The sequence below is a fragment of the Streptomyces sp. NPDC002602 genome, from assembly GCF_042889445.1.
GTDB lineage: Bacteria > Actinomycetota > Actinomycetes > Streptomycetales > Streptomycetaceae > Streptomyces.
This window is the reverse complement of the sequence record NZ_JBIAQX010000003.1, coordinates 204463-229663: the sequence shown is the minus strand read 5'-3', so window position 1 is coordinate 229663 and position 25201 is coordinate 204463. Positions and strand designations below refer to the sequence as shown.

The following is a 25201-nucleotide window of genomic DNA, read 5'->3' as shown; positions in this document are numbered from 1 at the left end:
AGTACTCGAACGCCCGACACCGCCCCGCCATTCCCGCGGAGCCCTCCCGGCACAAGGCGGGGCCCTGCCGGCACAAGTACGACCGGAGCGGGCGGCCTGTGGACAAGTTTCCCGTCCGCCCCTGGAGACCTGGCAGCATGGCGGGGTGACAGCAGCAACGCACTCCTCATCCTTCCCGGCCGAAGCCGACTCGGCCGACGCGGTGCTCCAGGGCCTCGACCCGGAGCAGCGCGAGGTCGCGACGACCCTCCGCGGACCGGTGTGCGTGCTGGCGGGAGCGGGCACGGGCAAGACCCGCGCGATCACCCACCGGATCGCCTACGGGGTCCGGTCCGGCCAACTGATGCCCGCCAGCGTGCTCGCCGTCACCTTCACCAACCGCGCCGCCGGCGAGATGCGGGGCCGGCTGCGGACCCTCGGGGCGGGCGGGGTCCAGGCCCGGACCTTCCACTCCGCCGCGCTGCGCCAGCTCCAGTACTTCTGGCCGAAGGCCGTCGGCGGGGACGTTCCCCGACTGCTGGAACGCAAGATCCAGTTCGTGGCCGAGGCCGGCTCCCGCTGTCGCGTCCGCCTCGACCGGGGCGAGCTGCGCGACGTCACGGGCGAGATCGAGTGGGCCAAGGTCACCCAGACCGTGCCCGCCGACTACCCGGCGGCCGTCCTGAAGGCGGGCCGCGAGGCCCCCCGGGACACGGCCGAGATCGCCCAGATCTACGGGACGTACGAACAACTCAAGCGCGACCGGAACATGATCGACTTCGAGGACGTGCTGCTCCTCACCGTCGGGATCCTCCAGGACCGACACGACATCGCGGAGCAGATCCGCACCCAGTACCAGCACTTCGTGGTCGACGAGTACCAGGACGTCAGCCCGCTCCAGCAGCGCCTGCTCGACCTCTGGCTCGGCGATCGCGACAGCCTGTGCGTGGTCGGCGACGCCAGCCAGACGATCTACTCCTTCACCGGCGCCACCCCCGACCACCTGCTGAACTTCCGCACCAAGTACCCGCAGGCCACCCTGGTCAAGTTGATCCGCGACTACCGCTCCACCCCCCAGGTGGTGCACCTCGCCAACGGCCTGCTGAACCAGGCCAAGGGCCGCGCCGCCGAACACCGGCTGGAACTGATCTCCCAGCGAGAGGTCGGCCCCGACCCGGTCTACGCCGAGTACCCGGACGAGCCCGCCGAGGCCGAGGGCGTCGCCGGGCGGGTCCGGGACCTCATCGCGGCGGGCGTCCCGGCGGGCGAGATCGCCGTGCTCTACCGGATCAACGCCCAGTCCGAGGTCTACGAACAGGCCCTCGCCGACGCCGGGGTGCCCTACCAGTTGCGCGGAGCCGAGCGGTTCTTCGAGCGCGCCGAGGTCCAGAAGGCGATCCTCGCCCTGCGCGGGGCCGCCCGCTCCGGCGGCAACGACCCCCTCTTGGACGACGTCGTCGAGCTCGGGTCCCAGGTCCGGGCCGTGCTCAGCTCCACCGGCTGGACGGCCGAGCCGCCCGCCGGCTCCGGTGCCGTGCGCGACCAGTGGGAATCGGTGGCCGCGCTCGTCCGGCTCGCCGAGGACTTCGCCCGCTCCCGCCCGGGCGCCGGCCTGTCCGAACTCACGGTGGAACTGGACGAACGCAAGGCCGCCCAGCACGCCCCCACCGTCCAGGGCGTCACCCTCGCCTCGCTGCACGCCGCCAAGGGCCTGGAGTGGGACGCGGTGTTCCTCGTGGGGCTCACCGACGGCATGATGCCGATCACCTATGCGAAGACCGACGAACAGGTGGAGGAGGAGCGCCGGCTGCTCTATGTCGGCGTCACCCGGGCGCGGCTGCACCTGACCCTCTCCTGGGCGCTCTCCCGGGCTCCGGGCGGCAGGGCCTCCCGACGCCCCAGTCGCTTCCTGAACGGCCTGCGGCCGGGCTCCGCCGTCCCGGGAAGCAGGAACGGCGCCGCGGCCGAGCGCGCCCCCCGCAAGCGCGGCCCCCGCGGTCCGGTGCTGTGCCGGGTCTGCGGGAAGACCCTGACCGAGGCCGGTGAACTCAAACTGATGCGCTGCGAGGACTGCCCGTCGGACATGGACGAGGGGCTGTACGAGCGGCTGCGCGAGTGGCGCGCCATCCAGTCGAAGCAGCAGGGCCTGCCCGGTTACTGCGTCTTCACGGACAAGACCCTGATGGCGATCGCGGAGGCCGCGCCGTCCGAGGCGGGAGAGCTCTCGATGATCTCCGGCGTGGGTGGCCGCAAGCTCGAGCGGTACGGAGTCGACGTCCTGGCCATCTGCGCGGGTCAGGAGCCCGGCGCCGGAGATCCTGACGACGCGTAGAAACTCGTCGGAAAAATAGTTTGCACATGCCCGGCGCATCCCCATAGGTTCTTAGCAACGGAAACGTTGGCTTCTTCGAAGCCCCGGTTCCGTGCTGTACTTATCCGAATACGCATGGGACAGGCCCCCGGGCCCCGTCCCCGAGACGCCGAGAGGAGGCGAGACCAGTGACCAGCTTCATGACCACCACCAAAATGACCGATCGCTCGGTCGCCGCTTCCTGCCCGCTCGGTGTCTCCTCGCTCGTCCCGATTCTCGCCGCAGGCGTCTCCCCGATTTCCTCGGAGACCCCTGCCCTGCTCGCGGCCTCCGCGCTGCGGCCGAGTGTTCGTAATGAGCGACCGACCCTGGCACCGGTGGGAGTAATGGCTGAGGAAGCCCAGGCGCATGGCGCCTATGGCTTTGCAGCCGCGGCCGGTGCCGGAGTCAAGACGAAGCAGACGAAGCAGCAGCACCACCTGATGTGGGCCTTCCGTGGGCTCGAACCCTGGAGTGATCCAGTCTGATCGACGATCAGACCGGCGCCTTCAGGGCCGCGGAACCCCACCCGGGATCCGCGGCCCTTCTGTTTGTCCCCGAACGGGGACTACGGAGCGAAGGGGCCTCGGGACTGGCAAGAACAGGTACCAGCCGACCCCCGGCCGACCCCGGCCGGACCGACTAGTCAACCAAGACGAGGAAGAAACCACCGTGCAACTCGAAGCGCACGCCCCGTCCGTACCGCAGACCCAAACGATCTCCCCGCCCGCAGTCCCGGAGGACTCCACCTTGACTCCCCTCACCGCGCTGACCGCGCTCGACGACGCCATCGAGAACCTCGGCGTACCCGTTCCCTGCCGCACCTTCGACCCCGAGGTCTTCTTCGCCGAGTCCCCGGCCGACGTCGAGTACGCCAAGTCGCTCTGCGGCACCTGCCCGCTGGTCGAGGCCTGCCTCGCCGGCGCGAAGGAGCGCCGCGAGCCCTGGGGTGTCTGGGGAGGCGAGCTCTTCGTCCAGGGCGTCGTCGTCGCCCGGAAGCGGCCCCGCGGTCGCCCGCGCAAGAACCCGGTTGTCGCGGCATGACCGCCATCGGCACCATCGACCGCCCCCTGACGCGCGACCCCTTGAAGCAGGCCCTCATGTCCACCCACACCACCACGAGCGAGCAGCCGCACGGCTCCGCCACCGCAGACTTCATCACCGCAGGCGCGATCACCTCGCGTCAGAACAGGACCCGCGAAATGCAACTCATCCCAGAAGCCATGGCTCGTGCCCATATGGACGACCGCATGCGTGAGGCGGACGCCGAGCGTCACGCCCTGCGCCTGGTCGCCGCCCGGCGCATGCAGCGCCGAGCCGAGCGCGTTTCGATGCGCGCCCGGCGGGCCCTCGCCATGGCCGTCATGAACTGAGCACCGAAGGAGCAGCACCCGGGGGGACCGGTCCGAAAGGACCGGTCCCCCCGGGGCGTTGCGGAGCGACTCCACCCCCGGCGGAGATATCGTCTGCGGGTGGACCAGCCGAATCCCCGCCCCACCCCGCCGGGCCCCGAGGCCCAGCCCGTCACCTGCGCGGGGTGCGGTGCCGACGCCCCGAACGGCACCCCGCCCACCTGGACCTGCTCCGTGGAGAACGGGACCAGGCAGTACTTCTGCGTCGAATGCGCCCGCGCCAACCTCCGGGCGATCGAAGGCCGGCTCGACTCCTCCTGGTGGTGACCGCCGACCCCGCCCCGCCCGACCCCGCCCCGCCCCGAAGCCGCCCCGCCTGAAGCCGGGCCGCATGAAGCCCCGGCCGTCCGGAGCCGGGCCGCCCGACGCCCCCGCCACCTGAAGCCCCGGCCGCCCGGGCCGAGTCGCCCCAAGCCGGGCCGCCCCAAGCCGGGCAGCCTGGAGCCGGGCCGGGTGAAGTCCCGGCCGCCCGACGCCTCGTCCGCGCCGGCCCCGGCCATCCGAGCGCACGTCCTCGCCGTTCCCGCCCGAGCCCGCTCACCGAGCCGGGTCTGCACCGCCGGGGTAGGGGCGTACTACTCGCCCCGCTCGCCGACCTTTTCTTGATCCTTCTTGTGCACCGGGTCGTGTTCCCCGTCCTCGGGCAGGAACCCCGGCAGCCAGGACTCCAGTTCCTCGCGGAGCCGCACCGTCGCACCCAACTGGCACAGCACACCGAGGGTGCTCAGCGTGACCCGGTGGATCAGCAGGTACGACGGCGGCAGATTGATCTGTCGTCCCAACTGGTGCGCGGGGGAGCGGGGGTCGGCGATCCGTGCCGCCTGGCCGCGCAGCCAGGGGCGGGTGAAGGTGAACTCGTCCGCCTCGACCGGTTCGAGGAGGGGCTCCAGATAGTCGAGCACGGCCTCCGGGTCCAACTCGATGGACTCCTTCACGAACCCCTCGGCGCACAGGTGCTCGTAGACCCCCTCGGCGTCACCGCCCAGCGTCAGCCGCAGCGACCGGCCGATGGGCTTGGGCCAGCCGCCCGGAAGGCGATCGACCGTCCCGAAGTCCAGTACGCCCAACCGCATCAACCCGTCCTCGCCCGGTATCAGTCGGAAGTTCCCGGGATGCGGATCCGCGTGCAACAGCCCGGTGCGCGCCGGTCCGGAGAAGAGGAACCGGGCCAGCAACTGCCCCGCACGGTCCCGCTCCTCCTGCGTGCCGTCCGCTATCACCTCCGACAGCGGGGTCCCGTCCATCCACTCGGTCACCAGCACCTCGTCGCCCTGGTGCACGACGTCCGGCACGACCACGTCCTCGTCGCCGTCGAACGCGTCCGCGTGCGTCCGCTGCGCCTCGGCTTCCAGCTCGTAGTCCAACTCCTCCGCGACCCGGTCACGCAGTTCGGTGATCAGCGGCTTGATGTCCATGCCCGGGATCAGCGGCCCCAACAGCCCGGCGAACCGGCTCAGTTGCCTGAGGTCCGACAGCAAGGCCTCGCCCGCACCCGGGTACTGCACCTTCACCGCCACCTGCCGGCCGTCGTGCCACACCGCCCGGTGCACCTGACCGATCGAGGCGGCCGCCGCGGGCGTGTCCTCGAACTCCCGGAACAAGTCTCGCCAGTCCTCGCCGAGCCGCTCCGCGAGCACCTGGTGCACCCGCGCCGCCGGCAGCGGCGGAGCCGCCTCCTGGAGCTTGGTCAGCGCCGCCCGATACGGGCCGGCGATCTCCTCGGGCAGGGCCGACTCGAAGACGGACAGGGCCTGACCGAACTTCATGGCCCCGCCCTTCAGCTCGCCGAGCGTACGGAACAGCTGATCGGCGGTGCGCTGCTGGAGCTCCCGCGCGACGATCTCCGCCGACTTGCCTCCGATCCGCTTTCCCAGCCCCCAGGTGGCCCGACCGGCGAAGCCCAGCGGCAGCGCGGCCAGCTTGACGGTACGGGTGACCGCCTTCCGGGGAAGATCAGACATACGCCCCTCCAGTTCCCAGACAGCCGTGCCGCGAGCGGCGATTCAGGGGCGCGCCCCCTGAGGCAGACAAAACGCATCCTGTCATGGCCCTCGGCGGGCCCCTCAGCCCGATCCTCCCCTCCCCCTCCCCGACACGGTCCCACCGCCCCCGCCGGCGCCGGCCGGAACCGGCGTCGCGTCCGGAACCGCGGCGGCGGAGCACGGGCAGTCCCCATGGGGGCGAACCTCGGAGAGCTCCCAGCTCAGGCCCGGCAACGCGGCCTCCCACCGGGCTCCCGTCGAGGCGGGCAGTCGTCCGTCGAGGAACGACAGGGCGTGCCCCGCCGCCAATCCCGCCACCGCCGAGGCCAACCCCAGGTCGCAGGCAGCCGTGGCACGGCGGCGGTGTGCCGACCGCCACTGCACCAGCATCCTGGGCCAGGCGGGGTCCCGGTCGATCCGGTCGCGCTCCATGCAGCCCGCGCAGGCCGTGACGCCCGGCAGCACCAACGGCCCGACCAGCCCCGTGCCCTCCAGCACCCCCGCGTACAGATGCGGGGTGCCCGTGGCCACCCAGTCCGCGGCCGTTTCCGGATCGGGGGCCCACGCCTGGAGCCCGTCCCGGGGAGCGACGACCACCAGGGAGAGCCCCGGCTCCGGCCCCTCTCCCTCCCCGGCCCGGGGCGCGCGTCCCGGGGCGGCCTCCCGCACGAGCGCCCCCGCGGCCTCCGCCCGCAACCGACCCACGCTCCCCGGCCCCAACCCGCCAGGCGCCACATCGGCCGGCTGGACCCGACCTCCGTCGAGCACCTCGACCCGGCCCACCCCGGCTCCCGCGAGCACGGCCGCGATCACCGCGCCGACCCGCCCGCTCCCGCGTACCTGGACCCGTATCGCCCGCCGGGCCGCGACTCCCCGCAAGTCCCCACCCGGCTCCCGACGCACCAGCGAGAGCGAGGCGAGATCGGGCCCGAGCCGCTCCAGGCTCTCCGGCCGCCGGCGCACGGCCTGCGCCCGAGGCCCACCCACGGTGGCGTCATCCAGGAGCCCGGCCCCCGCCAACCGTCGGATCAACTCGTCCACCCGCCCCTCCGACAACCCCATCCCCGCGCCCTCCGCGCGCAGCGACTCGATCCCCCGTGTCCCGTCGATCCGGCCGATGAACGCCCCGGTGGCCGTGTCCACCGGGCCGAGCACCACCGCATGGGCGGGCGTCACCCCGAACTGCACCGTCTGCAGATCCCGCCAGGCCCTGGCCAGCGCCGGCTTCACCTTCGGATACATGGTCGTCCCCTCGATTCCGTCCCCGAGCCCCCGCAGGACCCGAGCCCCGCAGGACCCGAGCCCCCGCGATTCCCGAAAGCCCCCGCGATACCCGAAGGCCCCGAGGCGGTCTTCCGCCTCCGTCCGCAACATTGCCCGCCCTCGGGAATCGGTGTGCGAACTTGTCCACAGGCGGGGGGTATTAGGCATATGAGATGGAGAAAAGAGGCATGAAGGGCGTTTCTGATTTCGGCTGCGAATCGATCAAGTTCGAAGCGCGGACGAGCGGGACTTCCGTCACGACGAGCGGGTACCGTGCTGGCGTGTCCGCCGATCCCTCGCAGCGCGCCGTCGAAGTCCGCCGGAGCGCGCGCCGCCGCAGGACCGTTTCCGCCTACCGTGAGGGTGACCGGACGGTCGTCCTGATCCCTGCCCGGATGTCGGAGGCGGAGGAGCGGCGCTGGGTCGGCGTCATGCTCGACAAGCTCGCCGCCCAGGAAAGCAAACGCACCCTCGGCGACACGGAACTCACCGAACGCGCCGAGCGTTTGTCCGAGCAGTACTTCGACGGCCGTGCCCGCCCCCGCTCGGTCCGCTGGGTCACCAATCAGAACACCCGCTGGGGCTCCTGCACCCCGGCCGAGGGCAGCATCCGCCTCTCCCACCGCCTCCAGGGCATGCCCGAGTACGTCGTCGACTACGTGCTGCTGCACGAGCTGGCGCACCTCCTCGTCCCCGGTCACGGCCCGCGCTTCTGGCAACTGCTGGAGGCGTACCCGAAGACCGAACGGGCCCGCGGATACCTGGAGGGAGTGGTCGCGGCCGAGCGCCTTCCCGCGGTTCCCGGAGCGCGGGACGAATGATCATGGCGTGGTCGAGCGTGATGTGTACCGGGTCGGTACCGACTTGGCTCGATGTCGGCGGAAGCCGTTAGCCTGAGCGGCAGCCGTTAGCCTGCGGCACGCATTCACAGTCGGGATGGGGGACGGTCGGACGTATGGCCAGGGAATTCCAACGCGGCCACAAGGCCAAGATCAGCGATCTGACAGCGGGCACCGATCTGTACGTGGGTGTCCAGATCGCCGGGCCCGGGCTTGCCATCGACATCAGTTGCTTCGGCCTCGATGCGAACGAGCAGCTCTCGGACGATCGCTACTTCGTCTTCTACAACCAGCCGAAGTCGCCGGAAGAGTCCATTCAGCAGCTCGGCACACAGGCGGGCGACAGCGAATCCTTCCGGGTGACTCTCGACCGGATCCCGCAGAACATCCACAAGCTGTCCTTCGCCGCCTCCATCGACGGTCCCGGACAGATGTCGCAGATCGGCCCGGGCTACATCCGGATCGTGGCCGGCGGTGAGGAAGTCGTCCGGTACTCGTTCACGGGCGCCGAGTTCAGCACCGAACGCGCCCTGATGATCGGCGATTTCTACCTCAAGGACGTGTGGCGCTTCGCCGCCGTCGGGCAGGGCTTCGACGGCGGACTCGCCGCGCTGCTGAAGAACTTCGGCGGCGAGGTCGCCGAGGAGGAGGAGCCGCAGCAGCAGGCCCCGGCCCAGGCCGCGGGAGCGCCCGGCTTCGCCCCGCCGCCGCAGCAGGCCGCCCCGGCGCCCGCACCCGCCTTCGGCGCCCCTGCCCCGGCCCCCGCCCAGGCACCCGCGCCGCCTCCCGCCCCGGCACCCGCCCCCGCGCCGTCGTTCGGCGGACCGGCCGGCGCCCCGCACCAGCCGGTGCACTCGGCCCCGACGATGGTCGGGCCGCTCACGACGCAGCCCACCGCGCCGTACGGTCAACCGCCCCACCCCCCGCAGCAGCCCGGAACCCCTTCGTACGGTCAGGTCCCGGGGCAGCAGCCCGGCTACGGCGGTCAGGTACCGCCGCCGGCACCCGCCCCCGCGCCCTACGGGCAGCAGCCCTCGTACGGCCAGGTCCCCGGCCAGCAGGCACCCCCGTACGGCGGGCAGCCGCCCCAGTACGCGCAGCAACCCCAGCCGGCCGCCGCCGGGCACGGCCTCGCCGCCGCGCTCCAGCCGTACAAGGAAGCCCCCACCGGCACCCGCTGGACCCCGCAGAACCAGCAGCTCATGCGGGTGGACCTGTCCATGGGCGGCCAGGCCGTCCTCGCCCGCCAGGGCAGCATGGTGCTCTACCAGGGCAAGGTCGACTTCAGCTACAAGGGAGCCGGGTTCGCCGGCCGCATCGTCGGCAACGCCACCGGCCAGGAGATGCAGCTGATGCGCTGCACCGGTCGCGGACAGGTCTTCCTCGCCGAGAACGGCGCCCACCTGCACGCCATCGAGCTCCAGGGCGACGGCATCTGCGTCTCCGCGGAGAACGTCCTCGCCTTCGACGAGTCCCTCCAGCACGAGGTCCGTCGCATCGAGGGCCACGGCATCCCCGGCGGCGCCCTGTTCACGATGCAGTTCCAGGGCAGTGGCACGGTGATCGTCAAGACGCAGGGCGTCCCGGTCGTCCTGCCCGTCACCCCGACCACCTTCGCGGACAGCAACGCCATCGTCGCCTGGTCCGCCGCCTCGCAGGTGATCATCTCCAGCCAGGTCCGGCTGCGCCGCACCGCCTATCCGGGCCACAGCGGGGAGACCGTGAACCTCCAGTTCCGCGGCGCGCCCGGCAACTTCATCGTCGTCCAGCCGTACGAGGTCTGAGGGAGCCCGTCATGAACGCCATGAACCAGCAACTCGCGGGATACGCCCCGACCCCCGTCACGGCCCGCATGGAGAACCACGGCCGAGCCATGCTCAAGGTCGCCATGCAGAGCGGCCAGGACCTGTTCGCGCGCACCGGATCGATGGTCGCGTACGAGGGCTTCGTCCAGTACGAGCCCAACCCGCCCGCCGTCCGCCAGATGGCCTCGCAGTGGATCACCGGCGAGGGCGCCCCGCTGATGAAGTGCACCGGCGACGGCCTGCTCTACCTCGCGGACTACGGCGCGGACGTCGTCGTCATCAACCTCGACAACGACGCCCTGTCCGTCAACGGCAGCAGCCTGCTCGCCTTCGACGCCCACCTCCAGTGGGGCGTCGAGCGGGTCAAGGGCATGGCCAAGTTCGCCGGCCAGGGCCTGTTCAACGTGCAGGTCTCCGGCACCGGCTGGGTGGCCATCACCTCCCGCGGCACCCCGATCGTCGTCGACTGCGGTCGCGGCGACGACGAGACGTACGTCGACCCCGACGCGCTCGTCGCCTGGTCCCCGAACCTCAAGGTCAAGGGGAAGCGGAGCTTCAAGGCCTCGTCGATGATCGGCCGGGGCAGCGGTGAGGCCTACCAGATGGCCTTCTCCGGCCAGGGAATCGTCGTGGTACAGCCCAGCGAGGACAGCACCGACCGGCTCCGGACCCGGGGCTGAGGGGGAGCGGACACATCATGCAGAGCGCACTTTTCGCCCACGCCGAGGCGCAGTCCCAGGAGCGGTACACCGTGCAGAACCCGCAGTTGCTGCGGGTCTCCCTGAGCGGCACCGACGACGTCCTCGCCCGCAAGGGCGCGATGGTCGCCTACCAGGGGATCATCGACTTCGACGGCGAGTACCAGAGCACCACCCAGCGCACCGCCCGCGCCCGCACCGGCGAGGGCCTGGACCTGATGCGCTGCTCCGGGCAGGGCACGGTCTACCTGGCCAACCTGGCCCAGTACGTGCACGTCGTCGACGTGGACCAGGACGGTCTCACCGTCGACAGCAGCTACGTGCTGGCGCTGGACTCGACCCTGCACACCGAGGCCATCGCCGTGGACAGCCAGTACGGGATCTCCGGCTCCGGCAAGTACCAGCTCAACATCAGCGGTCGCGGCAAGGTCGCCCTGATGACCTCCGGTCAGCCGCTGATGATGCAGGTCACGCCCGACAAGTACGTCAACGCCGACGCCGACGCGATCGTCGCCTGGTCCACCTCGCTGCGGGTGCAGATGCAGGCCCAGACACACTCCGCCGGAGTCTGGCGGCGCCGCGGCAACACCGGCGAGGGCTGGGAGCTCAGCTTCCTCGGCACCGGCTTCGCCCTCGTGCAGCCCAGCGAGGCGCTGCCGCCGCAGAACGCCCAGATCGGTCAGGGCGCCGCCGCCCAGTTCGGCATGGGCCAGCACGGCGCCCACAGCCAGAACCAGAACAACGCCTGGAACTGATCCACGGCACGACACGGCACAACACGACACGGCACAACACGGCACGACACGGCACAACACGGCACGGCACGACACGGCACGGCACGGCACGGCACGGTGCGGTACGGCACCCAACGGCGTGGCACGCCACGCTTGACGCCGGAAGGGGCGGGTCCCGACGGACCCGCCCCTTCCGCATGTCCTCCCGGACGTCTCAAAGACGCGCCAGGCTCGCTTCCATCAGCCGCACGACCGAGGCGTCGGCCACCGCCGCCACCTCCGCGTACGGGAACCAGCGCAGGTCCAGCGACTCCTCGCTGATCTCCGCCACCGCGTCGGCCGGGGCCAGCGCCGCGTACTGCACGTCCAGGTGCCAGTTGCACGGCTCGGGGATCGCATGCCGGTCCAGCCTCACGGGGCCGCCCGGCAGCAGGGTCAGCCCGCCGGCGATCCCCGACTCCTCGACGGCCTCGCGCAGCGCCACGTCCGCGAGGGTGGCGTCACCGGGCTCGCAGTGACCGCCCATCTGGAGCCACATGCCCAGCTTCTTGTGCAGGGTGAGCAGCACGCGCCCCCGCACCGGGTCGATCACCAGCGCGCTGCCGGTGACGTGCCCGGCCCGGCAGGGCTTGTAGACCCCGTCGGGATGGGCGGCGAGGTGCTCCAGGTAGACGTCCCGCAGCCCGCTCTGCTGCTCGTCCGTCGCCGCGAGATCCTTCAGGACCGCGACCGCGTCGTCGTACAGGCTCACTTCTTCTCTTCACCCTCGCCGTCGGCACCCTGATCGCCCTGATGGCCCTGATCGCGCTTCTCGGCGGCCTCGCCGAGCATCTTGTCGATCTCCGAGAAGTCCAACTGCTCGCGGTGTACGAATCCGTCCGGGTCGTCCAGGTCGGAGGCCGTCGGCAGCATGTCCGGGTGCTCCCACAGCCCGTCGCGACCGTCCACGCCCCGAGCGTCCGTGAGCGAGGCCCACAGCCGCGAGGCGTCGCGCAGTCGACGCGGACGCAGCTCCAGCCCGATCAGCGTGGCGAACGTCTGCTCGGCCGGACCGCCGGAGGCGCGCCGCCGGCGCATGGTCTCGCGCATGGCGTCCGCCGAGGTCAGACGGGGCTTCGCGGCCTCGTGCACCACCGCGTCGACCCAGCCCTCGACCAGGGCGAGCGCCGTCTCCAGGCGCGCCAGGGCCGCCTTCTGCTCCGGGGTGTCCTGCGGCTGGAACATGCCGCCCGCGAGGGCCTCCTGCAACTGCTCCGGATTCGACGGGTCGAGCTGACCGACCACGTCCTCCAGCTTCGAGGTGTCGACCTTGATGCCGCGGGCGTAGCCCTCGACGGCGCCGAACAGGTGCGAGCGCAGCCACGGCACGTGCGCGAACAGGCGCGCGTGCGCCGCCTCGCGCAGCGCCAGGTACAGCCGGACCTCGTCGGCCGGCACGCCCAGGTCCTTGCCGAAGCCCTCGATGTTCAACGGCAGCAGGGCGGCCTTGCCCGTCGGGCCCAGCGGGAGCCCGATGTCGGTCGAGCCGACGACCTCGCCCGCGAGCACACCCACCGCCTGGCCGATCTGCTGACCGAACATGGCGCCGCCCATGGAACGCATCATGCCGAGCAGCGGGCCCGCCATGGCCTGCATCTCCTCGGGCAGCACCCCGCCCATGGCCGCCCCGACACGCTCGGCGACCGGGTCCACGAGCTCCTTCCACACCGGGAGGGTCGCCTCGACCCACTCGGCGCGGCTCCACGCCACCGCCGTGTTCGCACCCGACGGCAGCGAGGTCACCCCGTCCAGCCACAGGTCGGCCAGGCGTACGGCCTCCTGGACCGCCGACTTCTCGGCGACGCCGACGCTGGTGTCCTTCACACCGTCGCCGGTGCCCTGCGCGACGGTCTGGCGGGCGATGTCCTTGGCCATGTCCCAGTTCACGGGACCGCCCTCGTAGCTCAGCATCTGGCCGAGCTGCTGGAAGGCCGCGCCGAGGTCGTTCGGATTCATGGCACCGAACATCGAGGCGAACGGGTTGTCCGCACCGCCCGGGCCGCCGGCACCCGGCAGGCCCATGCCGGAGAACCCGAACGGATTCGCCGGGCCGCCCTGACCGCCCTCATTGCCCTTCTTCTTGCCCTCGTCGCCGTTCTCCGGCTCCTCCGGCGGAAGGCCGAATCCGAATGGGGTGTCGCTCACGGGGTTTCCTCGGCTCGTAGGGCCGCCGGCGGGAGCCGACGGCAATGGTCCGACAACACCACCCAGCGTAGACACCCCGCCCGCTTCCGGGCTCGGTGCTCCGCCGGCTCCTGGGCTGCGGCAGGATGGACGTCACCTGGTAGGTACGCGTCACGGCGCGTCCCTACTGAAGACAACCGCTGGAGACGCCTGGTGAGTTCCCCGGATCCGCAGCTTTCGGACAAGCACAGCCGCGCGCCGCAGGACGCCGAAGACAGCCCTGAGCACGGTGACAGCGCCCCTGGCGTTCGCCAGACGCGAAACGAGAACGGCCTCCGCCGGCACAACCCGGTGATCGCCGTGACCGGGGCCGCGTCGGGCGTCGGCGCCGCTCTGGTGGCCCGCCTCGTCGAATCCGACGAGGTCAAGCAGGTCGTCGCGATCGACGAGCGACGCGGTGACTGCGCGGCCGCGCAGTGGCACGTCCTGGACGTACGGGACCCCGCGATCGCCGAGAAGCTGCGCGGTGCGGACGTCGTCGTCCACCTCGCGCTCGACCTCGACCTCGAAACGGACCCGGCGGCCCGTACGGCGTACAACGTGCGCGGGACCCAGACCGTCCTGACGGCCGCCGCCGCGGCCGGGGTGCACCGGGTCGTGCTGTGCACCTCCGCCATGGTCTACGGGGCGCTCCCGGACAACGACATCCCGCTGACCGAGGACTCCGAGCTGCGCGCCACCGCCGAGGCCACCGGCGTCGGAGACCTCCTGGAGATCGAGCGGCTCGGCCGCCGGGCACCCCGCGCGCACCCCGGGCTGAACGTCACCGTGGTGCGGCCCGCCGTCCTGGTCGGAGGCACCGACACGGCGCTGACCCGGTACTTCGAGTCGCCGCGCCTGCTCGTGGTCGCGGGATCGCGGCCCACCTGGCAGTTCTGCCACGTCGAGGACCTGGTCAGCGCCCTGGAGTACGCGGCGCTGGAGAAGGTCGAGGGCGAGTTGGCGGTCGGCTGCGAGGGCTGGCTGGAGCAGGAGGAGGTCGAGGAGCTGAGCGGCATCCGCCGCATGGAGCTCCCCTCCGCGGTCGCCCTGGGCGCTGCGGCCCGACTGCACCGGATCGGCCTGACGCCGTCCCCGGCCGGCGACCTCGCCTACACGATGCACCCGTGGGTGGTCAGCGTCAGCGGACTGCACGCGGCCGGCTGGCGGCCCCGCTGGACCAACGAGGAAGTGCTCGCCGAGCTGCTCCAGGAGGTCGCGGGCCGGCACACCGTCGCGGGCCGTCGCCTGGGCCGCAAGGACGCCGCCACGGCCGCCGGCGCCGCCGGTGCCACCGTCGCCCTCCTCGGGGCGGCCGCCGCGGTCCGTCGCGCCCGCAAGCGCCGGGGGATCTGAGACGCCGGGCCGATGCCCGCCCCCGGGCCCGCGACGGCCCGGGGCGGGGCGCTCGGGGCCGGGTCGAGAGCGGGCCGGGGCCGAGGTCCTGTAGGAGGCTCCATACGGTCGGGTCGCACAGCCGGTCGAATCGGCCATACCGCGATCCGAAGGCCGTGGTGCACGATGGCTCCATGGCTCCGCACTTCGACCACCCCGGCGAGCAGGCCGCTCCGGACCCGATCCGCCTGCTCGAAATCCGTGAGACCCCGCTCTCGATCGACGAGGTCTTCCAGGCCGTCGGCGACGACGCGACGGGCGGTACGACCCTCTTCGTCGGCACCGTGCGCAACCACGACAGCGGGGCGGACGTGGACTCCCTCGGCTACTCCTGCCACCCGACGGCGGAGGCCGAGATGCGCCGCGTCGCCGAGCGCGTCGTGGCCAAGTTCCCGGTCCGCGCCCTCGCCGCCGTCCACCGCGTCGGCGACCTGTCGGTGGGCGACCTCGCGGTGGTCGTCGCCGTGTCCTGCCCGCACCGCGGCGAGGCCTTCGAGGCCTGCCGGATGCTGATCGACGACCTCAAGCACGAGGTGCCGATCTGGAAGCACCAGACGTTCGCGGACGGCACCGAGGAGTGGGTCGGCGCCTGCTGAACCCCTCCCGAGGCGACCCCACACCCCCGCTACACCCCCGGACACCCCCCGGTACACCCCCGGTCGCGGAACCGCCCCCGCAAGGGGGTAACCTCGCACCCGTTCGGCTCCGCAACACGCCCCCGATTTGCGTAACCCCTTTCCGGGCACGAGCGTTGAAGCCACCAACGACACGTACTTTCGGGGCAGGGAGGCACGTCCATGGCGTCATTGGCGTGGTTGCTGATTCCGCTGTTCGCCGCCATCGGAGCGGCGATATGGGGCAGCTGGGCTGCTCGCGACCGGACATCCGGCGACATATCCGAGCTGGCCGGCTACGCGAGGTTCCGCGAGGTCATGGACAAGACCGACCACACCAGGACGAAGGTGGAGGCGCACTCCGGTTCCGACGCCGTCTGAGGCGTCCCGCGAGTCCCTGAGAATCGCCTGAGAGTTCACGCGCACGACCCCGTACGGCCCGGCCCCACGGGCCGCCCGCCAGGGGCGTCCCGTACTGTCGATCCATGCCACGCCGCACCGCGACGATGCTCGCTTCCACCCTCGTCCTGTTCGCGCTGCTCTGCGCAGGGGTGTTCCTGAAGGTCCCGTACTCCGAGATGAGCCCGGGCCCCACGGTGAACACGCTCGGGGACTCGCGCGGCGAGCCGGTCCTCAGCATCTCGGGGCACAAGACCTACCCCACCAGCGGGCACCTCAACATGACGACCGTCCGGGTCACCGGCGCGGACTACGACATGAACCTGCTGGAAGCGGCGTACGGGTGGCTGTCCGGCGACAACATCGTCGTACCGCACGAGAACCTCTACCCGAACGGGAAGACGGAGAAGCAGTCCACGCAGGAGAACGCCGAGGAGTTCAGCCAGTCCCAGGAGAGCGCCAAGGTCGCGGCGCTCAAGCAGCTGAAGATCCCGGTCACCCCGCACGTCATCGTGTCCTCCGTGGTCAAGGGCGGCCCCGCCGAGGGCAGCCTGCACGCCGGCGACGTGATCAAGTCCGTGGACGGCACCCCCGTGGCCGAGGCCGCCGACGTGGCCAGGCTGGTCACCAAGCACAAGGTCGGGGAGCCCGTCGAGTTCGTCGTCGTCCCCGCGAAGGAGATGGCGGAGGCGGAGAAGGCCAACCGCGAGCCCGGCGCCACCGCCAGGATCAAGGTCACCACGGGCAAGGCGGAGGACGACGGTCACGCCATCGTCGGGATCCGGGCCGGGATCGACCACACCTTCCCGTTCCCGATCGGCATCAACCTCGCCGATGTCGGCGGCCCGAGCGCCGGTCTCATGTTCGCGCTCGGCATCGTCGACAAGCTGACCCCCGAGAACCTGACCGGCGGGAAGTTCGTCGCCGGCACCGGCACCATCGACGACGACGGCAAGGTCGGACCGATCGGCGGCATCCAGATGAAGACCATCGGCGCCCGTCAGGCCGGCGCCGAGTACTTCCTGACCCCGGCCGACAACTGCGCCGCCGCCTCCGCCCACGTGCCGGACGGCCTCACGCTGGTGAAGGTGTCCACCATCGACGACGCCACCAAGGCGCTGGAGAAGATCTCCAAGGGGGAGACGGCAGGGCTGCCGCAGTGCGGCAAGCCCTGACCGGCCCCCACGGATGCTCGCGGGCGAACGGGTCGGACGGCTCCGGTCAGTCCAGGAAGGTCGCGGCCAGCGCCTCGGCCAGCCCCGGCACCAGGGTCGCGCCCGTCAGCACCTCGGTCGACGAGTCCTTCTCGCGCAGCCGCACGGCCGACTCCCGCGACCCGTCCCGCAGGACACCCACGGTCAGCCGCACCTCCTGCCGGTCCGGATGCCCGGCGACCCACTTGGCCAGTTGCTTGTCGCCGAGCCCCTCGGGGACGGAGGCCTCCGCCGACGGCGGCAGCATCAGGCGCTCCACGGTCAGCGCGCAGCCGACGATCGCGGCGGGCCAGGCGATGGTGCCCAGGAACTTGTCCAGCGGGGTCCCCGCGGGCACCTCGTCCTGTTCGATCGGGGTGAGCTGGCTCTTGCCCGCGTCGTCCTGGTCGAGGCCCAGCTGACGGGCGAGGCCCGGCTCCTGCTTGCGCAGTTTGGCGGTGTCGACCAGGGCGAACAGCCGGGCCGGCTTGTCCCAGCCGAGGGTGGAGGCGTACTCGTCGATCTCAAGGACGGCGCGCGTCAGCGGGGAGGCGGCCATCGGGGTGCCGGCGGAAGGAGAAAGGTTGGACATGGACAACATCCTGCCTCCTTTCCACCCGATACCGGGAACTGACTAAAGCCTCAGTAAGTTGCATGAGTGGGCTCTACGATCGGGGGCCCCGTTGATGACCAGACCCAGCGACTTTCAGAGGTGCGCACCTTGGCTTTCCAGATGCCGGACCGCGGCGGAGGCCCTTCCGGGCCACGGATGAGAGTCGGCCGCCCGTCCCGGCGTGCCCGGACTCTATTGATGACCTTGGGCGTCCTGGCCGTCCTGGCCATGCTGTTCATCATGTTCGCGGGCTTCTGGACCGACTGGCTCTGGTTCCGATCCGTCGAGTACTCCTCGGTCTTCACCACCACCCTGTGGACCAAGGTCGGGCTCTTCGCCGTCTTCGGCCTGCTGATGGCGGGTGCGGTCGGGTTCAACATCTGGCTGGCGCACCGGCTGCGGCCGCCGCTCAGCGCGATGTCGATGGAGCAGCAGAGCCTCGATCGCTACCGCATGAGCGTCGCGCCGTACAAGAAGTGGCTGCTCCTGGGCATCGCCGCGATCGTCGGCCTGATCGCGGGCGCCTCGGCGGCCGGCCAGTGGAAGACCTGGCTGATGTACGTGAACGGGGTGCCCTTCGGGCAGAAGGACCCCCAGTTCGGCCTGGACGTGTCGTTCTACACCTTCGACCTGCCCTGGTACCGCTTCCTGCTCGGCTTCGGCTTCGCCGCGATCGTCCTGTCGGTGATCGCCGCCGCCGTCGTGCACTACCTCTACGGCGGACTGCGCGTCACCAGCCCGGGCGCCCGGGCCACCGCCGCGGCCACCGGGCACCTGTCGGTGCTGCTCGGCCTCTTCGTGACGTTCAAGGCGATCGCGTACTGGCTCGACCGGTACGGCCTCGCCGTGAAGTCCAGCGACTTCAAGGCCGCCGACAACTGGACCGGCCTGCGCTACGTCGACGCCAACGCCTACCTGCCGGCCAAGACGATCCTCGTCGCCATCGCCGCGATCTGCGCGGTCCTGTTCTTCGCCACGCTGTGGCGCCGTACCTGGCAGCTTCCGGTCATCGGCTTCGGCCTGATGGTTCTCTCGGCGATCCTGATCGGCGGGCTCTACCCGGCGATCGTGCAGAAGTTCCAGGTCCAGCCGAACGAGCAGGCCAAGGAATCGCCGTACGTCCAGAAGAACATCAAGGCGACGCGCGACGCCTACGGGATCGCCCAGTCCGAGGTCAAGGAATACCCGGGCGTACCGCAGACCGAGGACAAGACCAAGCTGCGCCAGGCCGCGGACACCACGGCCAGCGTCCGTCTCCTCGACCCGAACATCGTCTCGCCGGCCTTCCAGCAGCTCCAGCAGGTCAAGGGCTACTACGGGTTCCCGTCCACGCTCGCCGTGGACCGGTACAACGGCCAGGACACGGTCATCGGCCTGCGCGAGCTGAACATCGGCGGCATCCCGAAGAACAACTGGATCAACGACCACTTCAAGTACACCCACGGCTACGGCGTCGTCGCGGCCAAGGGCACCACCGTCGGTGACCAGGGCGCCCCCGACTTCACCCAGTCCGACCTGCCCTCCAAGGGCATGTTCGGCACGGACTTCGAGCAGCGCATCTACTACGGCGAGATGACGAAGCAGTACTCGATCGTCGGCGGACCGCAGAAGGAGCTCGACTACTCGGACGACAAGGGCGAGAAGGAGACGAGCTACAAGGGCGACTCCGGGGTCAATCTCGACAACGCGATCAACCGTGCGGCGTACGCGCTCTCCTTCAGCGAGCCGCAGATCCTGTACTCCGGGGCCATCGGCGAGGGCTCGCGGATCCTCTACCACCGCACGCCCAAGGAGCGCGTCGAGGCCGTCGCGCCGTGGCTGACCATCGACGGGGCGCCGTACCCGGCGGTCGTCGACGGCCGGATCAAGTGGATCGTCGACGCGTACACGACGACCAACGGCTACCCGTACGCCTCGCGCACCACGCTGGGCCAGAGCACCGCGGACTCGCTGACCAACAGCCAGCGCGCGGTGGTCGCCCAGGAGAACCAGGTCAACTACATCCGCAACTCGGTGAAGGCGACCGTCGACGCCTACGACGGCACGGTCGACCTGTACCAGTGGGACAAGGCGGACCCGGTCCTCAAGACCTGGATGAAGGCGTTCCCGGGCACGGTGAAGGCCAAGAGCGAGATCCCCAAGGCGCTCATGGACCACCTGCGCTACCCGCAGGACCTCTTCAAGGTCCAGCGCGAGCTGCTCACCCGCTACCACGTCACGGACCCGCAGACCTTCCTCAGCGGCAGTGAGGCCTGGGCCGTCCCGGACGACCCGACCGTCAAGGCGGGCACGGCGCTTCCGCCGTACTACCTGTCGATGAAGATGCCGAGCCAGCGGGAGAAGGACCAGGTCTTCTCGCTCACGACGACGTTCACGCCGAACGAGCGGGACAACCTGAGCGCCTACATGGCGGTCAACGCCGATCCGGGCACCCCGGACTACGGCAAGATCAGAATCCTGAAGCTGCCGACCAGCAAGCCGGTCGACGGCCCCAAGCAGGTACAGAGCAAGTTCCAGTCCGAACCGAAGATCGCGGAGTCGATCCGCCTGCTGCGCGGTGGAGACTCCGAGGTCGAGTACGGAAACCTGCTCGCGGTGCCGCTCGACGGCGGCATGCTCTACGTGGAGCCGGTGTACGTCCGCAGTTCCAATCTGAAGTACCCGCTGCTGCGCAAGGTGCTGGTGACCTACGGCGGCCAGACGGCCTTCGAGGACACGCTGGAGAAGGCACTGAACGTGGTCTTCGGGGCAGAGGCGCCGACCGTGCCCGTGACCCCGGAGAACCCGCCGGGCGAGGGCACCGTCACCCCGCCGACCGCCCAGGACCCCACGGTCAAGGCGGCGCTGTCGGACGCGCAGAAGGCCATCGAGGCGGCCGAGAAGGCCCGCCAGTCCGGTGACTGGACGGCGTTCGGCAAGGCGCAGGAGGACATCAAGTCGGCGCTTCAGCGGGCGATCGACGCCGAGGCGAAGCTCACGGCCCCCAAGTCCGGAGGCTGACGATCACTTGGTAATGGCTCCGTCCCGCGTCGTGCTACTGTGGTTTTACCGACGCGGGGTGGAGCAGCTCGGTAGCTCGCTGGGCTCATAACCCAGAGGTCGCAGGTTCAAATCCTGTCCCCGCTACTGAAAACGAAGGCCCGGATCCCATGGGATCCGGGCCTTCGTCATGTTCGCGAAGGGGCGCGGACGTGGGGCGTGACGAAGGCGTGACAGACACGGGGTCGCTGGGGCGGGTGAGTTGGGGCAGGAGCGTGTTTGACTTGTCTCTCTGTGGGCATGTCGACAAAACGCTGTAGTGACCTCACTGGCTGCGACATACCAGGTGTACGCGGGTAGCAGGTGATGCGACGATGGGATTTATGGGGGACAGGTCAACTCTGCTGGAGACAGGGCGGTTTGTGAGGGCGGAGGCCGAGCCGGGCACGGGAGCCGTTGAGGCGGCTCGCACCGTTGACGCGCAGACCGCACTGACCGACGCGGATTTCGCGGACGAAGTCTTCGGCGAAGCCGACGTGGCCAGTGACGCCGAGCTGGAGGCCCGGCACCGGGTGGCCGCCGACAAGGGCGACCCCGGCGCCATGAGCGTGCTCGGGGCGCTGCTGCTGCGCCGCGGCGACCTCGCCGGGGCCGAGCCGTACCTGCGCGGAGCCACCGGCGAGGGCGACCGGGCCGCCGCCAACAACCTCGGCGTGCTGCTGCACCAGCGGGGCTACCCCGAAGAGGCCGCCGGCTGGTGGCGCGTCGCCGCGGTGGCCGGATCCGCACCCGCCGCGCACGCCCTCGGCCGCTACTACCGGGAGCGGGGGGACGAGCCCGCCGCCGAGTACTGGCTGCGCCAGGCGGCGGAATCCGGTCACGCCCTGGGCGCGTACGGACTGGCCGACCTGCTGGAGCACCGCGGGGACCGGGGCGTCGAGCGCTGGTTCCGTGCGGCCGCCGAGCAGGGCCACCGGGAAGCCGCGTACCGACTGGCACGGCACCTGCGCAAGGGCGACCCCGCCGAGGCCGAGCAGTGGTACCGGCAGGCCGCCGCGCGCGGACACCGCCGGGCCGCCCTGCACCTGGGCGCGCTGCTGGAGGCGCGGGGGGAACTCAAGGAGGCCGGGCGCTGGTACCTGACGTCCGCCAAGCAGGGCGAGGCCCGGGCGGCCTGCGCCCTGGGGTTCCTGCTGCGCGACGCGGGCGACGAGGACAGCGCGGCCGCCTGGTGGCACCGCGCCGCCCAGGACGGGGACGGCAACGCCGCCAACGCGCTGGGCGCGCTGCACGCCGCGCGCGGGGAGACCCAGACGGCCGAGAAGTGGTACCGGGCCGCCATGGACGCGGGCGACCAGAACGGGGCGTACAACCTCGCCCTGCTGTGCGCCGCGCAGGAGCGGACCGCGCAGGCCGAGCAGTGGTACCGGCGCGCGGCGTACGCGGGCCACCGCGAGGCGGCCAACGCGCTGGCCATCCTGCTGCTGCAGGGCGGGGACACCGAGGGCGCCGAGCCGTGGTTCTCCAAGGCGGCGGAGGCGGGCAGCGTGGACGCCGCCTTCAACCTGGGCATCCTGTTCGCCGGTCGGGACGAGGACCGTACGGCGCTGAAGTGGTACGAGCGGGCCGCGTCGGCGGGGCACACCGACGCGGCGCTCCAGGTGGGCATCGCCCTTGTGCGGGACGGCGAGGAGCGGGCCGCCGAACGCCACCTGCGCTGCGCGGCGGGCGGCGGCAGCGCGGAGGCCGCCTTCCGGCTGGCCTCGCTGCTGGAGTCGCTGGCCCCGCCGCGGGAGCCGCCGGCGCTCGGCGAGTCGGCGGGCGGCGCCGCGCGCACCGAGAGCGAGGAGTGGTACGAGCGGGCCGCCGAGCTCGGCCACCGGCGGGCGCAGGTGCGCGTCGGGATGCTGGCCGCCGCGCGCGGTGACCTGGCGATGGCGGCGCGGTGGTACCGGGAGGCGGCCGAGGCCGGCTCCCGCAACGGGGCCTTCAACCTGGGGCTGTTGCTGGCACGGGAGGGCAACGAGCCGGAAGCGGCGCTGTGGTGGACACGGGCGGCCGTGTCCGGACACGGCCGGGCCGCGCTGCGGCTGGGGCTGCTGGCCGCGCGTCAGGGGGACCTGACGGAGGGGCAGAAGTGGTGCGTGCGGGCCATGGAGCTGGGGCCGGCGGAGGTCTCGGAACGGGCCGCCAGGCTGCGGGACGCGCTGGCCGAGGAACTCTCGGCCTGACCCTGAACGGCCGGCAGGCGCCGTTCGGGGTCAGCGGTAGAGCCATGACGTCGAGCGGGCGTACGCGTGGCGGAAGAACAGGGGCATCAGGGCGTCGTTGACGCGGCGTTGCAGGGTGCCCGGGGTCTTGGAGTCGCGGTTCGCGCCGGCCGACCTGCCCATGCGTGCCGTCCGGGGGCGCCGCAGGCGCGTGTAGGCGTCGAGCGCCGACCGGACCGTGGAGGCCGAGGCCACGCACCCGGCCAGGGCCACCGCGTCCTCGACGGCCATCGAGGCGCCCTGCCCGGCGCCCACCGGGTGCGCCGCGTCCCCGATCAGCACCGTGCGGCCGTCGTGCCAGACGGGGACCTCCGCCATCCGGTGCATCGGCATCGCGCGATCGACCCGTACCGCGGACGCGAGCACCTCCGACGGTCCGGCCTCCCCGGCGTACAGCTCCGCGAGCAGGGGCAGGGCCACCTCGGTGGTCTCCGGGGGTTCCGGCGAGGCCACCTGGGCCGACCACCACACCGCGCCGTCCGACGCCGGGACGTACAGGAACGCCCCGCGCCGCCCGAACACCATGTGGTAGGTGTCCGGGTCGAGGTCCGGGCCCCGCGAGACCCCGGACACGCTGTAGAGCCCCGCGTACTCCGGGACCGGGGCCGTCGCCGACAGGGCGGCGCGGGACGCGGACCAGATGCCGTCCGCCGCCACCACCAGGTCCCCGTCCACGTCCGCGGCGCCGACACGCTCGCCCGTGACGATCCGGGCGCCGGCGCTCACCGCCTCCGCCCGCAGGGCCTCCACCAGGCGTCCGCGCAGCAGGGTCGTGCTGTGCAGCGCGTCGGAGGCGAGCCGGCCCCGGGGAACCTCGCCGAGGAGCTTCCCGGAGGCCGACCACATCCGCTGGCGCGCCACCTGGAAACCGGCCGCGCGGACCGCGGGGAGGCAGCCCAGGGTCTCCAGGGCGCGCTGCCCGTTGACGGCCAGACTGAGGAACGAGCCCACGTGGCCGGCCGGGTCCTCGTAGGCCTCGTACACGGTGACCTCGGCGCCGGTGCGCCGGCGCAGGGCGATCGCGCTCGCCGATCCGGCCACTCCGCCACCGATGACTGAGATGCGCATGACTGTGCCCTTCTCGCTGAATCTTCATTCACTGAATAGCGATTCGGTGAAACTCGATTCAGTATGATGACGGCACAACGACGGCGTCAAGCGGCAAGGGGATCCCGGTGGGAGTGCGCAAGGAGCGGGCGGCCGGCACGGAGGCGGCGCTCAAGGAAGCCGCCCGGGGGCTGTTCCTGGAGCGGGGGTACGCGCAAACGAAGATCACCGACATCACCGGGGCGGCGGGGCGCTCCACCGGCGCGTTCTACGAGCACTTCGCCGGCAAGGAGGAGCTGCTCCAGGCGCTGCTCGCGGACATGGGGGCCCAGGTCGACACGGCCGTGGGGGCCGAGGACCACCCTCGGGAGCACGACCTCGCCGATCCCGCGCAGCTCCGCACGCACGTCGCCGCGAGCTGGGGGGTCTTCCGGGACCACCTGCCCGTCGTGGTGGCCCTCTTCCAGAAGTCCATGACCGAGCCCCCGGGCGCCGGGCAGGCCTGGGAGCGGCTGACGCGGGAGACGGAGCCGCTGCGCCGGCACCTGGAGTACATGCGTGAGCAGGGTCGGCCGCTGCCCGGCGATCCCGGGCTGGTGGCGGCGGCCATGGGGTCGATGATCTCGATGCTCGGCTACGCGGCGATGACCGCCGGGGTCCCGCTCGACGACGACGAGGTGGTCGACACCCTCACCGCTCTCCTGCTGCGAGGACTGGCCGGTTAACCGATTTGCATCTGCCGCGACGCCTCCCGTACAGTCGGGTTTACCGACGCGGGGTGGAGCAGCTCGGTAGCTCGCTGGGCTCATAACCCAGAGGTCGCAGGTTCAAATCCTGTCCCCGCTACTGAAGGCCGAAGGCCCGGATCCCATGGATCCGGGCCTTCGGTCGTTTCCGGATCGTTCCCGGATGGAAAGCGCGTCACGAACGAGAAGGGCCCGGAAGCGTGCTTCCGGGCCCTTCGTGTCGTTCGGGGTGGGGTCAGGCGACCGCGCAGTTCGGGCAGACCCCTCGGTACGTCACCTCGACCGCGGAGACCACGAAGCCGAAGCGTTCGCCGTCGGGCAGGTCTGCCAGCGGGTCGCCGGCCGGGTGGACGTCGCGGATCGCGCCGCAGCGGGCGCACACCAGGTGATGGTGCGGCTGGTGCGCGTTCGGGTCGTACCGCTTGGCGCGGCGATCCGTGGACACCTCCAGGACCTCGCCGAGGGACACGAGCTCGCCCAAGGTGTTGTAGACGGTCGCCCGGGAGATCTCCGGCAGCCTGGTCACGGCGCGCGCGTGCACCTCGTCCGCCGTCAGGTGAACGTGGTCACCGTCGAGCACCTCGGCCACGACGCGCCGCTGTGCGGTCATGCGCCATCCGCGTCCGCGGAGTCGTTGCAGCAGGTCACTCATGGACGCCAGCCTAACAGTGTGGGGACTCC

23 protein-coding genes and 2 tRNA genes are annotated in these 25201 nt (G+C 71.4%); 18 read left to right on the top strand and 7 right to left on the bottom strand.

Annotation, left to right across the window (positions count from 1 at the left end):
• The first annotated feature begins 64 nt into the window (after positions 1-64).
• The 5 genes from ACFYW3_RS10350 (at position 65) to ACFYW3_RS10330 (ending at position 4008) form a co-directional block, all read left to right on the top strand.
• Complete coding sequence (locus ACFYW3_RS10350; RefSeq protein ID WP_389386254.1) at positions 65-2311, top strand: ATP-dependent DNA helicase UvrD2; 2247 nt, start codon at positions 65-67, stop codon at positions 2309-2311.
• Between the two features lie 167 nt (positions 2312-2478).
• Positions 2479-2817 carry a hypothetical protein gene (locus ACFYW3_RS10345; protein WP_351749054.1) on the top strand — a complete coding sequence of 113 codons (339 nt, stop codon included), beginning with the start codon at positions 2479-2481 and terminating at the stop codon, positions 2815-2817.
• Between the two features lie 184 nt (positions 2818-3001).
• The gene (locus tag ACFYW3_RS10340) at positions 3002-3373 is read left to right on the top strand and encodes a WhiB family transcriptional regulator (RefSeq protein ID WP_053676354.1); all 372 of its coding nucleotides are present in this window, start codon (positions 3002-3004) and stop codon (positions 3371-3373) included.
• A complete protein-coding gene (locus ACFYW3_RS10335) occupies positions 3370-3702 on the top strand; it encodes a hypothetical protein (protein WP_053676353.1) in 333 nt (110 codons plus the stop codon). The genes ACFYW3_RS10340 and ACFYW3_RS10335 overlap by 4 nt, the downstream gene beginning before the upstream one ends.
• Positions 3703-3801: 99 nt before the next feature.
• Positions 3802-4008: a hypothetical protein gene (locus ACFYW3_RS10330; RefSeq protein WP_389386052.1), complete on the top strand. Its 207-nt coding sequence runs from the start codon at positions 3802-3804 to the stop codon at positions 4006-4008.
• Positions 4009-4316: 308 nt separating this feature from the next.
• On the opposite strand, the gene ACFYW3_RS10325 is transcribed toward ACFYW3_RS10330, so the two are convergent.
• Together ACFYW3_RS10325 and ACFYW3_RS10320 are read right to left on the bottom strand one after the other, a co-directional pair.
• Complete coding sequence (locus ACFYW3_RS10325; RefSeq protein ID WP_389386051.1) at positions 4317-5702, bottom strand: ABC1 kinase family protein; 1386 nt, start codon at positions 5700-5702, stop codon at positions 4317-4319.
• Positions 5703-5804: 102 nt separating this feature from the next.
• On the bottom strand, positions 5805-6965 hold the full coding sequence (locus tag ACFYW3_RS10320) for a ThiF family adenylyltransferase (RefSeq protein ID WP_389386050.1): 1161 nt from the start codon (positions 6963-6965) through the stop codon (positions 5805-5807).
• A gap of 209 nt (positions 6966-7174) precedes the next feature.
• Here ACFYW3_RS10320 and ACFYW3_RS10315 point away from each other — a divergent pair, with 209 nt between their 5' ends.
• The 4 genes from ACFYW3_RS10315 to ACFYW3_RS10300 all read left to right on the top strand — a co-directional run bounded on the left by ACFYW3_RS10315 (position 7175) and on the right by ACFYW3_RS10300 (position 11083).
• Positions 7175-7807, top strand: coding sequence for a M48 family metallopeptidase (locus tag ACFYW3_RS10315; protein WP_351749065.1), 633 nt, complete (start codon positions 7175-7177; stop codon positions 7805-7807).
• 134 nt (positions 7808-7941) lie between these two features.
• Positions 7942-9609: a TerD family protein gene (locus ACFYW3_RS10310; RefSeq protein ID WP_351749068.1), complete on the top strand. Its 1668-nt coding sequence runs from the start codon at positions 7942-7944 to the stop codon at positions 9607-9609.
• 20 nt (positions 9610-9629) lie between these two features.
• Positions 9630-10310: an AIM24 family protein gene (locus ACFYW3_RS10305; RefSeq protein ID WP_351749321.1), complete on the top strand. Its 681-nt coding sequence runs from the start codon at positions 9630-9632 to the stop codon at positions 10308-10310.
• Positions 10311-10327: 17 nt separating this feature from the next.
• A complete protein-coding gene (locus tag ACFYW3_RS10300) occupies positions 10328-11083 on the top strand; it encodes an AIM24 family protein (RefSeq protein WP_351749070.1) in 756 nt (251 codons plus the stop codon).
• Positions 11084-11276: 193 nt separating this feature from the next.
• On the opposite strand, the gene ACFYW3_RS10295 is transcribed toward ACFYW3_RS10300, so the two are convergent.
• A complete protein-coding gene (locus ACFYW3_RS10295; protein WP_389386049.1) occupies positions 11277-11813 on the bottom strand; it encodes an NUDIX hydrolase in 537 nt (178 codons plus the stop codon).
• Positions 11810-13246, bottom strand: a complete 1437-nt coding sequence (locus tag ACFYW3_RS10290; protein ID WP_389386048.1) for a zinc-dependent metalloprotease — start codon at positions 13244-13246, stop codon at positions 11810-11812. The genes ACFYW3_RS10295 and ACFYW3_RS10290 overlap by 4 nt, the downstream gene beginning before the upstream one ends.
• A gap of 192 nt (positions 13247-13438) precedes the next feature.
• Here ACFYW3_RS10290 and ACFYW3_RS10285 point away from each other — a divergent pair, with 192 nt between their 5' ends.
• From ACFYW3_RS10285 to ACFYW3_RS10270, 4 genes are all read left to right on the top strand, one after another.
• On the top strand, positions 13439-14620 hold the full coding sequence (locus ACFYW3_RS10285) for an SDR family oxidoreductase (RefSeq protein ID WP_351749077.1): 1182 nt from the start codon (positions 13439-13441) through the stop codon (positions 14618-14620).
• 173 nt (positions 14621-14793) lie between these two features.
• Entirely contained in the window at positions 14794-15255 is a 462-nt protein-coding gene (locus tag ACFYW3_RS10280; RefSeq protein ID WP_053676397.1) for a molybdenum cofactor biosynthesis protein MoaE, read from the top strand.
• A 201-nt stretch (positions 15256-15456) separates the two neighbouring features.
• On the top strand, positions 15457-15654 hold the full coding sequence (locus ACFYW3_RS10275; protein WP_351749080.1) for a hypothetical protein: 198 nt from the start codon (positions 15457-15459) through the stop codon (positions 15652-15654).
• A 104-nt stretch (positions 15655-15758) separates the two neighbouring features.
• Positions 15759-16847, top strand: coding sequence for a PDZ domain-containing protein (locus ACFYW3_RS10270; protein ID WP_389386047.1), 1089 nt, complete (start codon positions 15759-15761; stop codon positions 16845-16847).
• A gap of 46 nt (positions 16848-16893) precedes the next feature.
• On the opposite strand, the gene ACFYW3_RS10265 is transcribed toward ACFYW3_RS10270, so the two are convergent.
• Positions 16894-17466, bottom strand: a complete 573-nt coding sequence (locus ACFYW3_RS10265) for a PPA1309 family protein (RefSeq protein ID WP_199826455.1) — start codon at positions 17464-17466, stop codon at positions 16894-16896.
• Between the two features lie 132 nt (positions 17467-17598).
• Here ACFYW3_RS10265 and ACFYW3_RS10260 point away from each other — a divergent pair, with 132 nt between their 5' ends.
• The 3 genes from ACFYW3_RS10260 to ACFYW3_RS10250 all read left to right on the top strand — a co-directional run bounded on the left by ACFYW3_RS10260 (position 17599) and on the right by ACFYW3_RS10250 (position 22688).
• A complete protein-coding gene (locus ACFYW3_RS10260; protein ID WP_389386253.1) occupies positions 17599-20478 on the top strand; it encodes a UPF0182 family protein in 2880 nt (959 codons plus the stop codon).
• Positions 20479-20530: 52 nt separating this feature from the next.
• Positions 20531-20604: transfer RNA gene (locus ACFYW3_RS10255), tRNA-Met, on the top strand.
• A 227-nt stretch (positions 20605-20831) separates the two neighbouring features.
• Positions 20832-22688 carry a sel1 repeat family protein gene (locus tag ACFYW3_RS10250; RefSeq protein ID WP_389386046.1) on the top strand — a complete coding sequence of 619 codons (1857 nt, stop codon included), beginning with the start codon at positions 20832-20834 and terminating at the stop codon, positions 22686-22688.
• A gap of 30 nt (positions 22689-22718) precedes the next feature.
• Here the strand turns inward: ACFYW3_RS10250 and ACFYW3_RS10245 are convergent, their stop codons facing one another.
• Positions 22719-23795: an FAD-dependent monooxygenase gene (locus tag ACFYW3_RS10245; protein ID WP_389386045.1), complete on the bottom strand. Its 1077-nt coding sequence runs from the start codon at positions 23793-23795 to the stop codon at positions 22719-22721.
• A gap of 107 nt (positions 23796-23902) precedes the next feature.
• Between ACFYW3_RS10245 and ACFYW3_RS10240 the strand changes: the two genes are divergently transcribed.
• Both ACFYW3_RS10240 and ACFYW3_RS10235 read left to right on the top strand, forming a co-directional pair.
• The gene (locus ACFYW3_RS10240) at positions 23903-24499 is read left to right on the top strand and encodes a TetR/AcrR family transcriptional regulator (protein WP_389386044.1); all 597 of its coding nucleotides are present in this window, start codon (positions 23903-23905) and stop codon (positions 24497-24499) included.
• Positions 24500-24546: 47 nt separating this feature from the next.
• Positions 24547-24620, top strand: a tRNA-Met gene (locus ACFYW3_RS10235).
• Positions 24621-24755: 135 nt separating this feature from the next.
• On the opposite strand, the gene ACFYW3_RS10230 is transcribed toward ACFYW3_RS10235, so the two are convergent.
• On the bottom strand, positions 24756-25172 hold the full coding sequence (locus ACFYW3_RS10230) for a Fur family transcriptional regulator (protein WP_351749094.1): 417 nt from the start codon (positions 25170-25172) through the stop codon (positions 24756-24758).
• Positions 25173-25201 lie beyond the last annotated feature (29 nt).

Coding starts and splice junctions, on each gene's coding strand:
- ACFYW3_RS10335 (WP_053676353.1), top strand. CDS start 3,370: ATGACCGCCATCGGCACCATCGACCGCCCCCTGACGCGCGACCCCTTG.
- ACFYW3_RS10325 (WP_389386051.1), bottom strand. CDS start 5,702: ATGTCTGATCTTCCCCGGAAGGCGGTCACCCGTACCGTCAAGCTGGCC.
- ACFYW3_RS10320 (WP_389386050.1), bottom strand. CDS start 6,965: ATGTATCCGAAGGTGAAGCCGGCGCTGGCCAGGGCCTGGCGGGATCTG.
- ACFYW3_RS10315 (WP_351749065.1), top strand. CDS start 7,175: ATGAAGGGCGTTTCTGATTTCGGCTGCGAATCGATCAAGTTCGAAGCG.
- ACFYW3_RS10310 (WP_351749068.1), top strand. CDS start 7,942: ATGGCCAGGGAATTCCAACGCGGCCACAAGGCCAAGATCAGCGATCTG.
- ACFYW3_RS10305 (WP_351749321.1), top strand. CDS start 9,630: ATGAACCAGCAACTCGCGGGATACGCCCCGACCCCCGTCACGGCCCGC.
- ACFYW3_RS10300 (WP_351749070.1), top strand. CDS start 10,328: ATGCAGAGCGCACTTTTCGCCCACGCCGAGGCGCAGTCCCAGGAGCGG.
- ACFYW3_RS10280 (WP_053676397.1), top strand. CDS start 14,794: ATGGCTCCGCACTTCGACCACCCCGGCGAGCAGGCCGCTCCGGACCCG.
- ACFYW3_RS10275 (WP_351749080.1), top strand. CDS start 15,457: ATGGCGTCATTGGCGTGGTTGCTGATTCCGCTGTTCGCCGCCATCGGA.
- ACFYW3_RS10270 (WP_389386047.1), top strand. CDS start 15,759: ATGCCACGCCGCACCGCGACGATGCTCGCTTCCACCCTCGTCCTGTTC.
- ACFYW3_RS10265 (WP_199826455.1), bottom strand. CDS start 17,466: ATGTTGTCCATGTCCAACCTTTCTCCTTCCGCCGGCACCCCGATGGCC.
- ACFYW3_RS10260 (WP_389386253.1), top strand. CDS start 17,599: ATGCCGGACCGCGGCGGAGGCCCTTCCGGGCCACGGATGAGAGTCGGC.
- ACFYW3_RS10250 (WP_389386046.1), top strand. CDS start 20,832: ATGGGATTTATGGGGGACAGGTCAACTCTGCTGGAGACAGGGCGGTTT.
- ACFYW3_RS10245 (WP_389386045.1), bottom strand. CDS start 23,795: ATGCGCATCTCAGTCATCGGTGGCGGAGTGGCCGGATCGGCGAGCGCG.
- ACFYW3_RS10230 (WP_351749094.1), bottom strand. CDS start 25,172: ATGAGTGACCTGCTGCAACGACTCCGCGGACGCGGATGGCGCATGACC.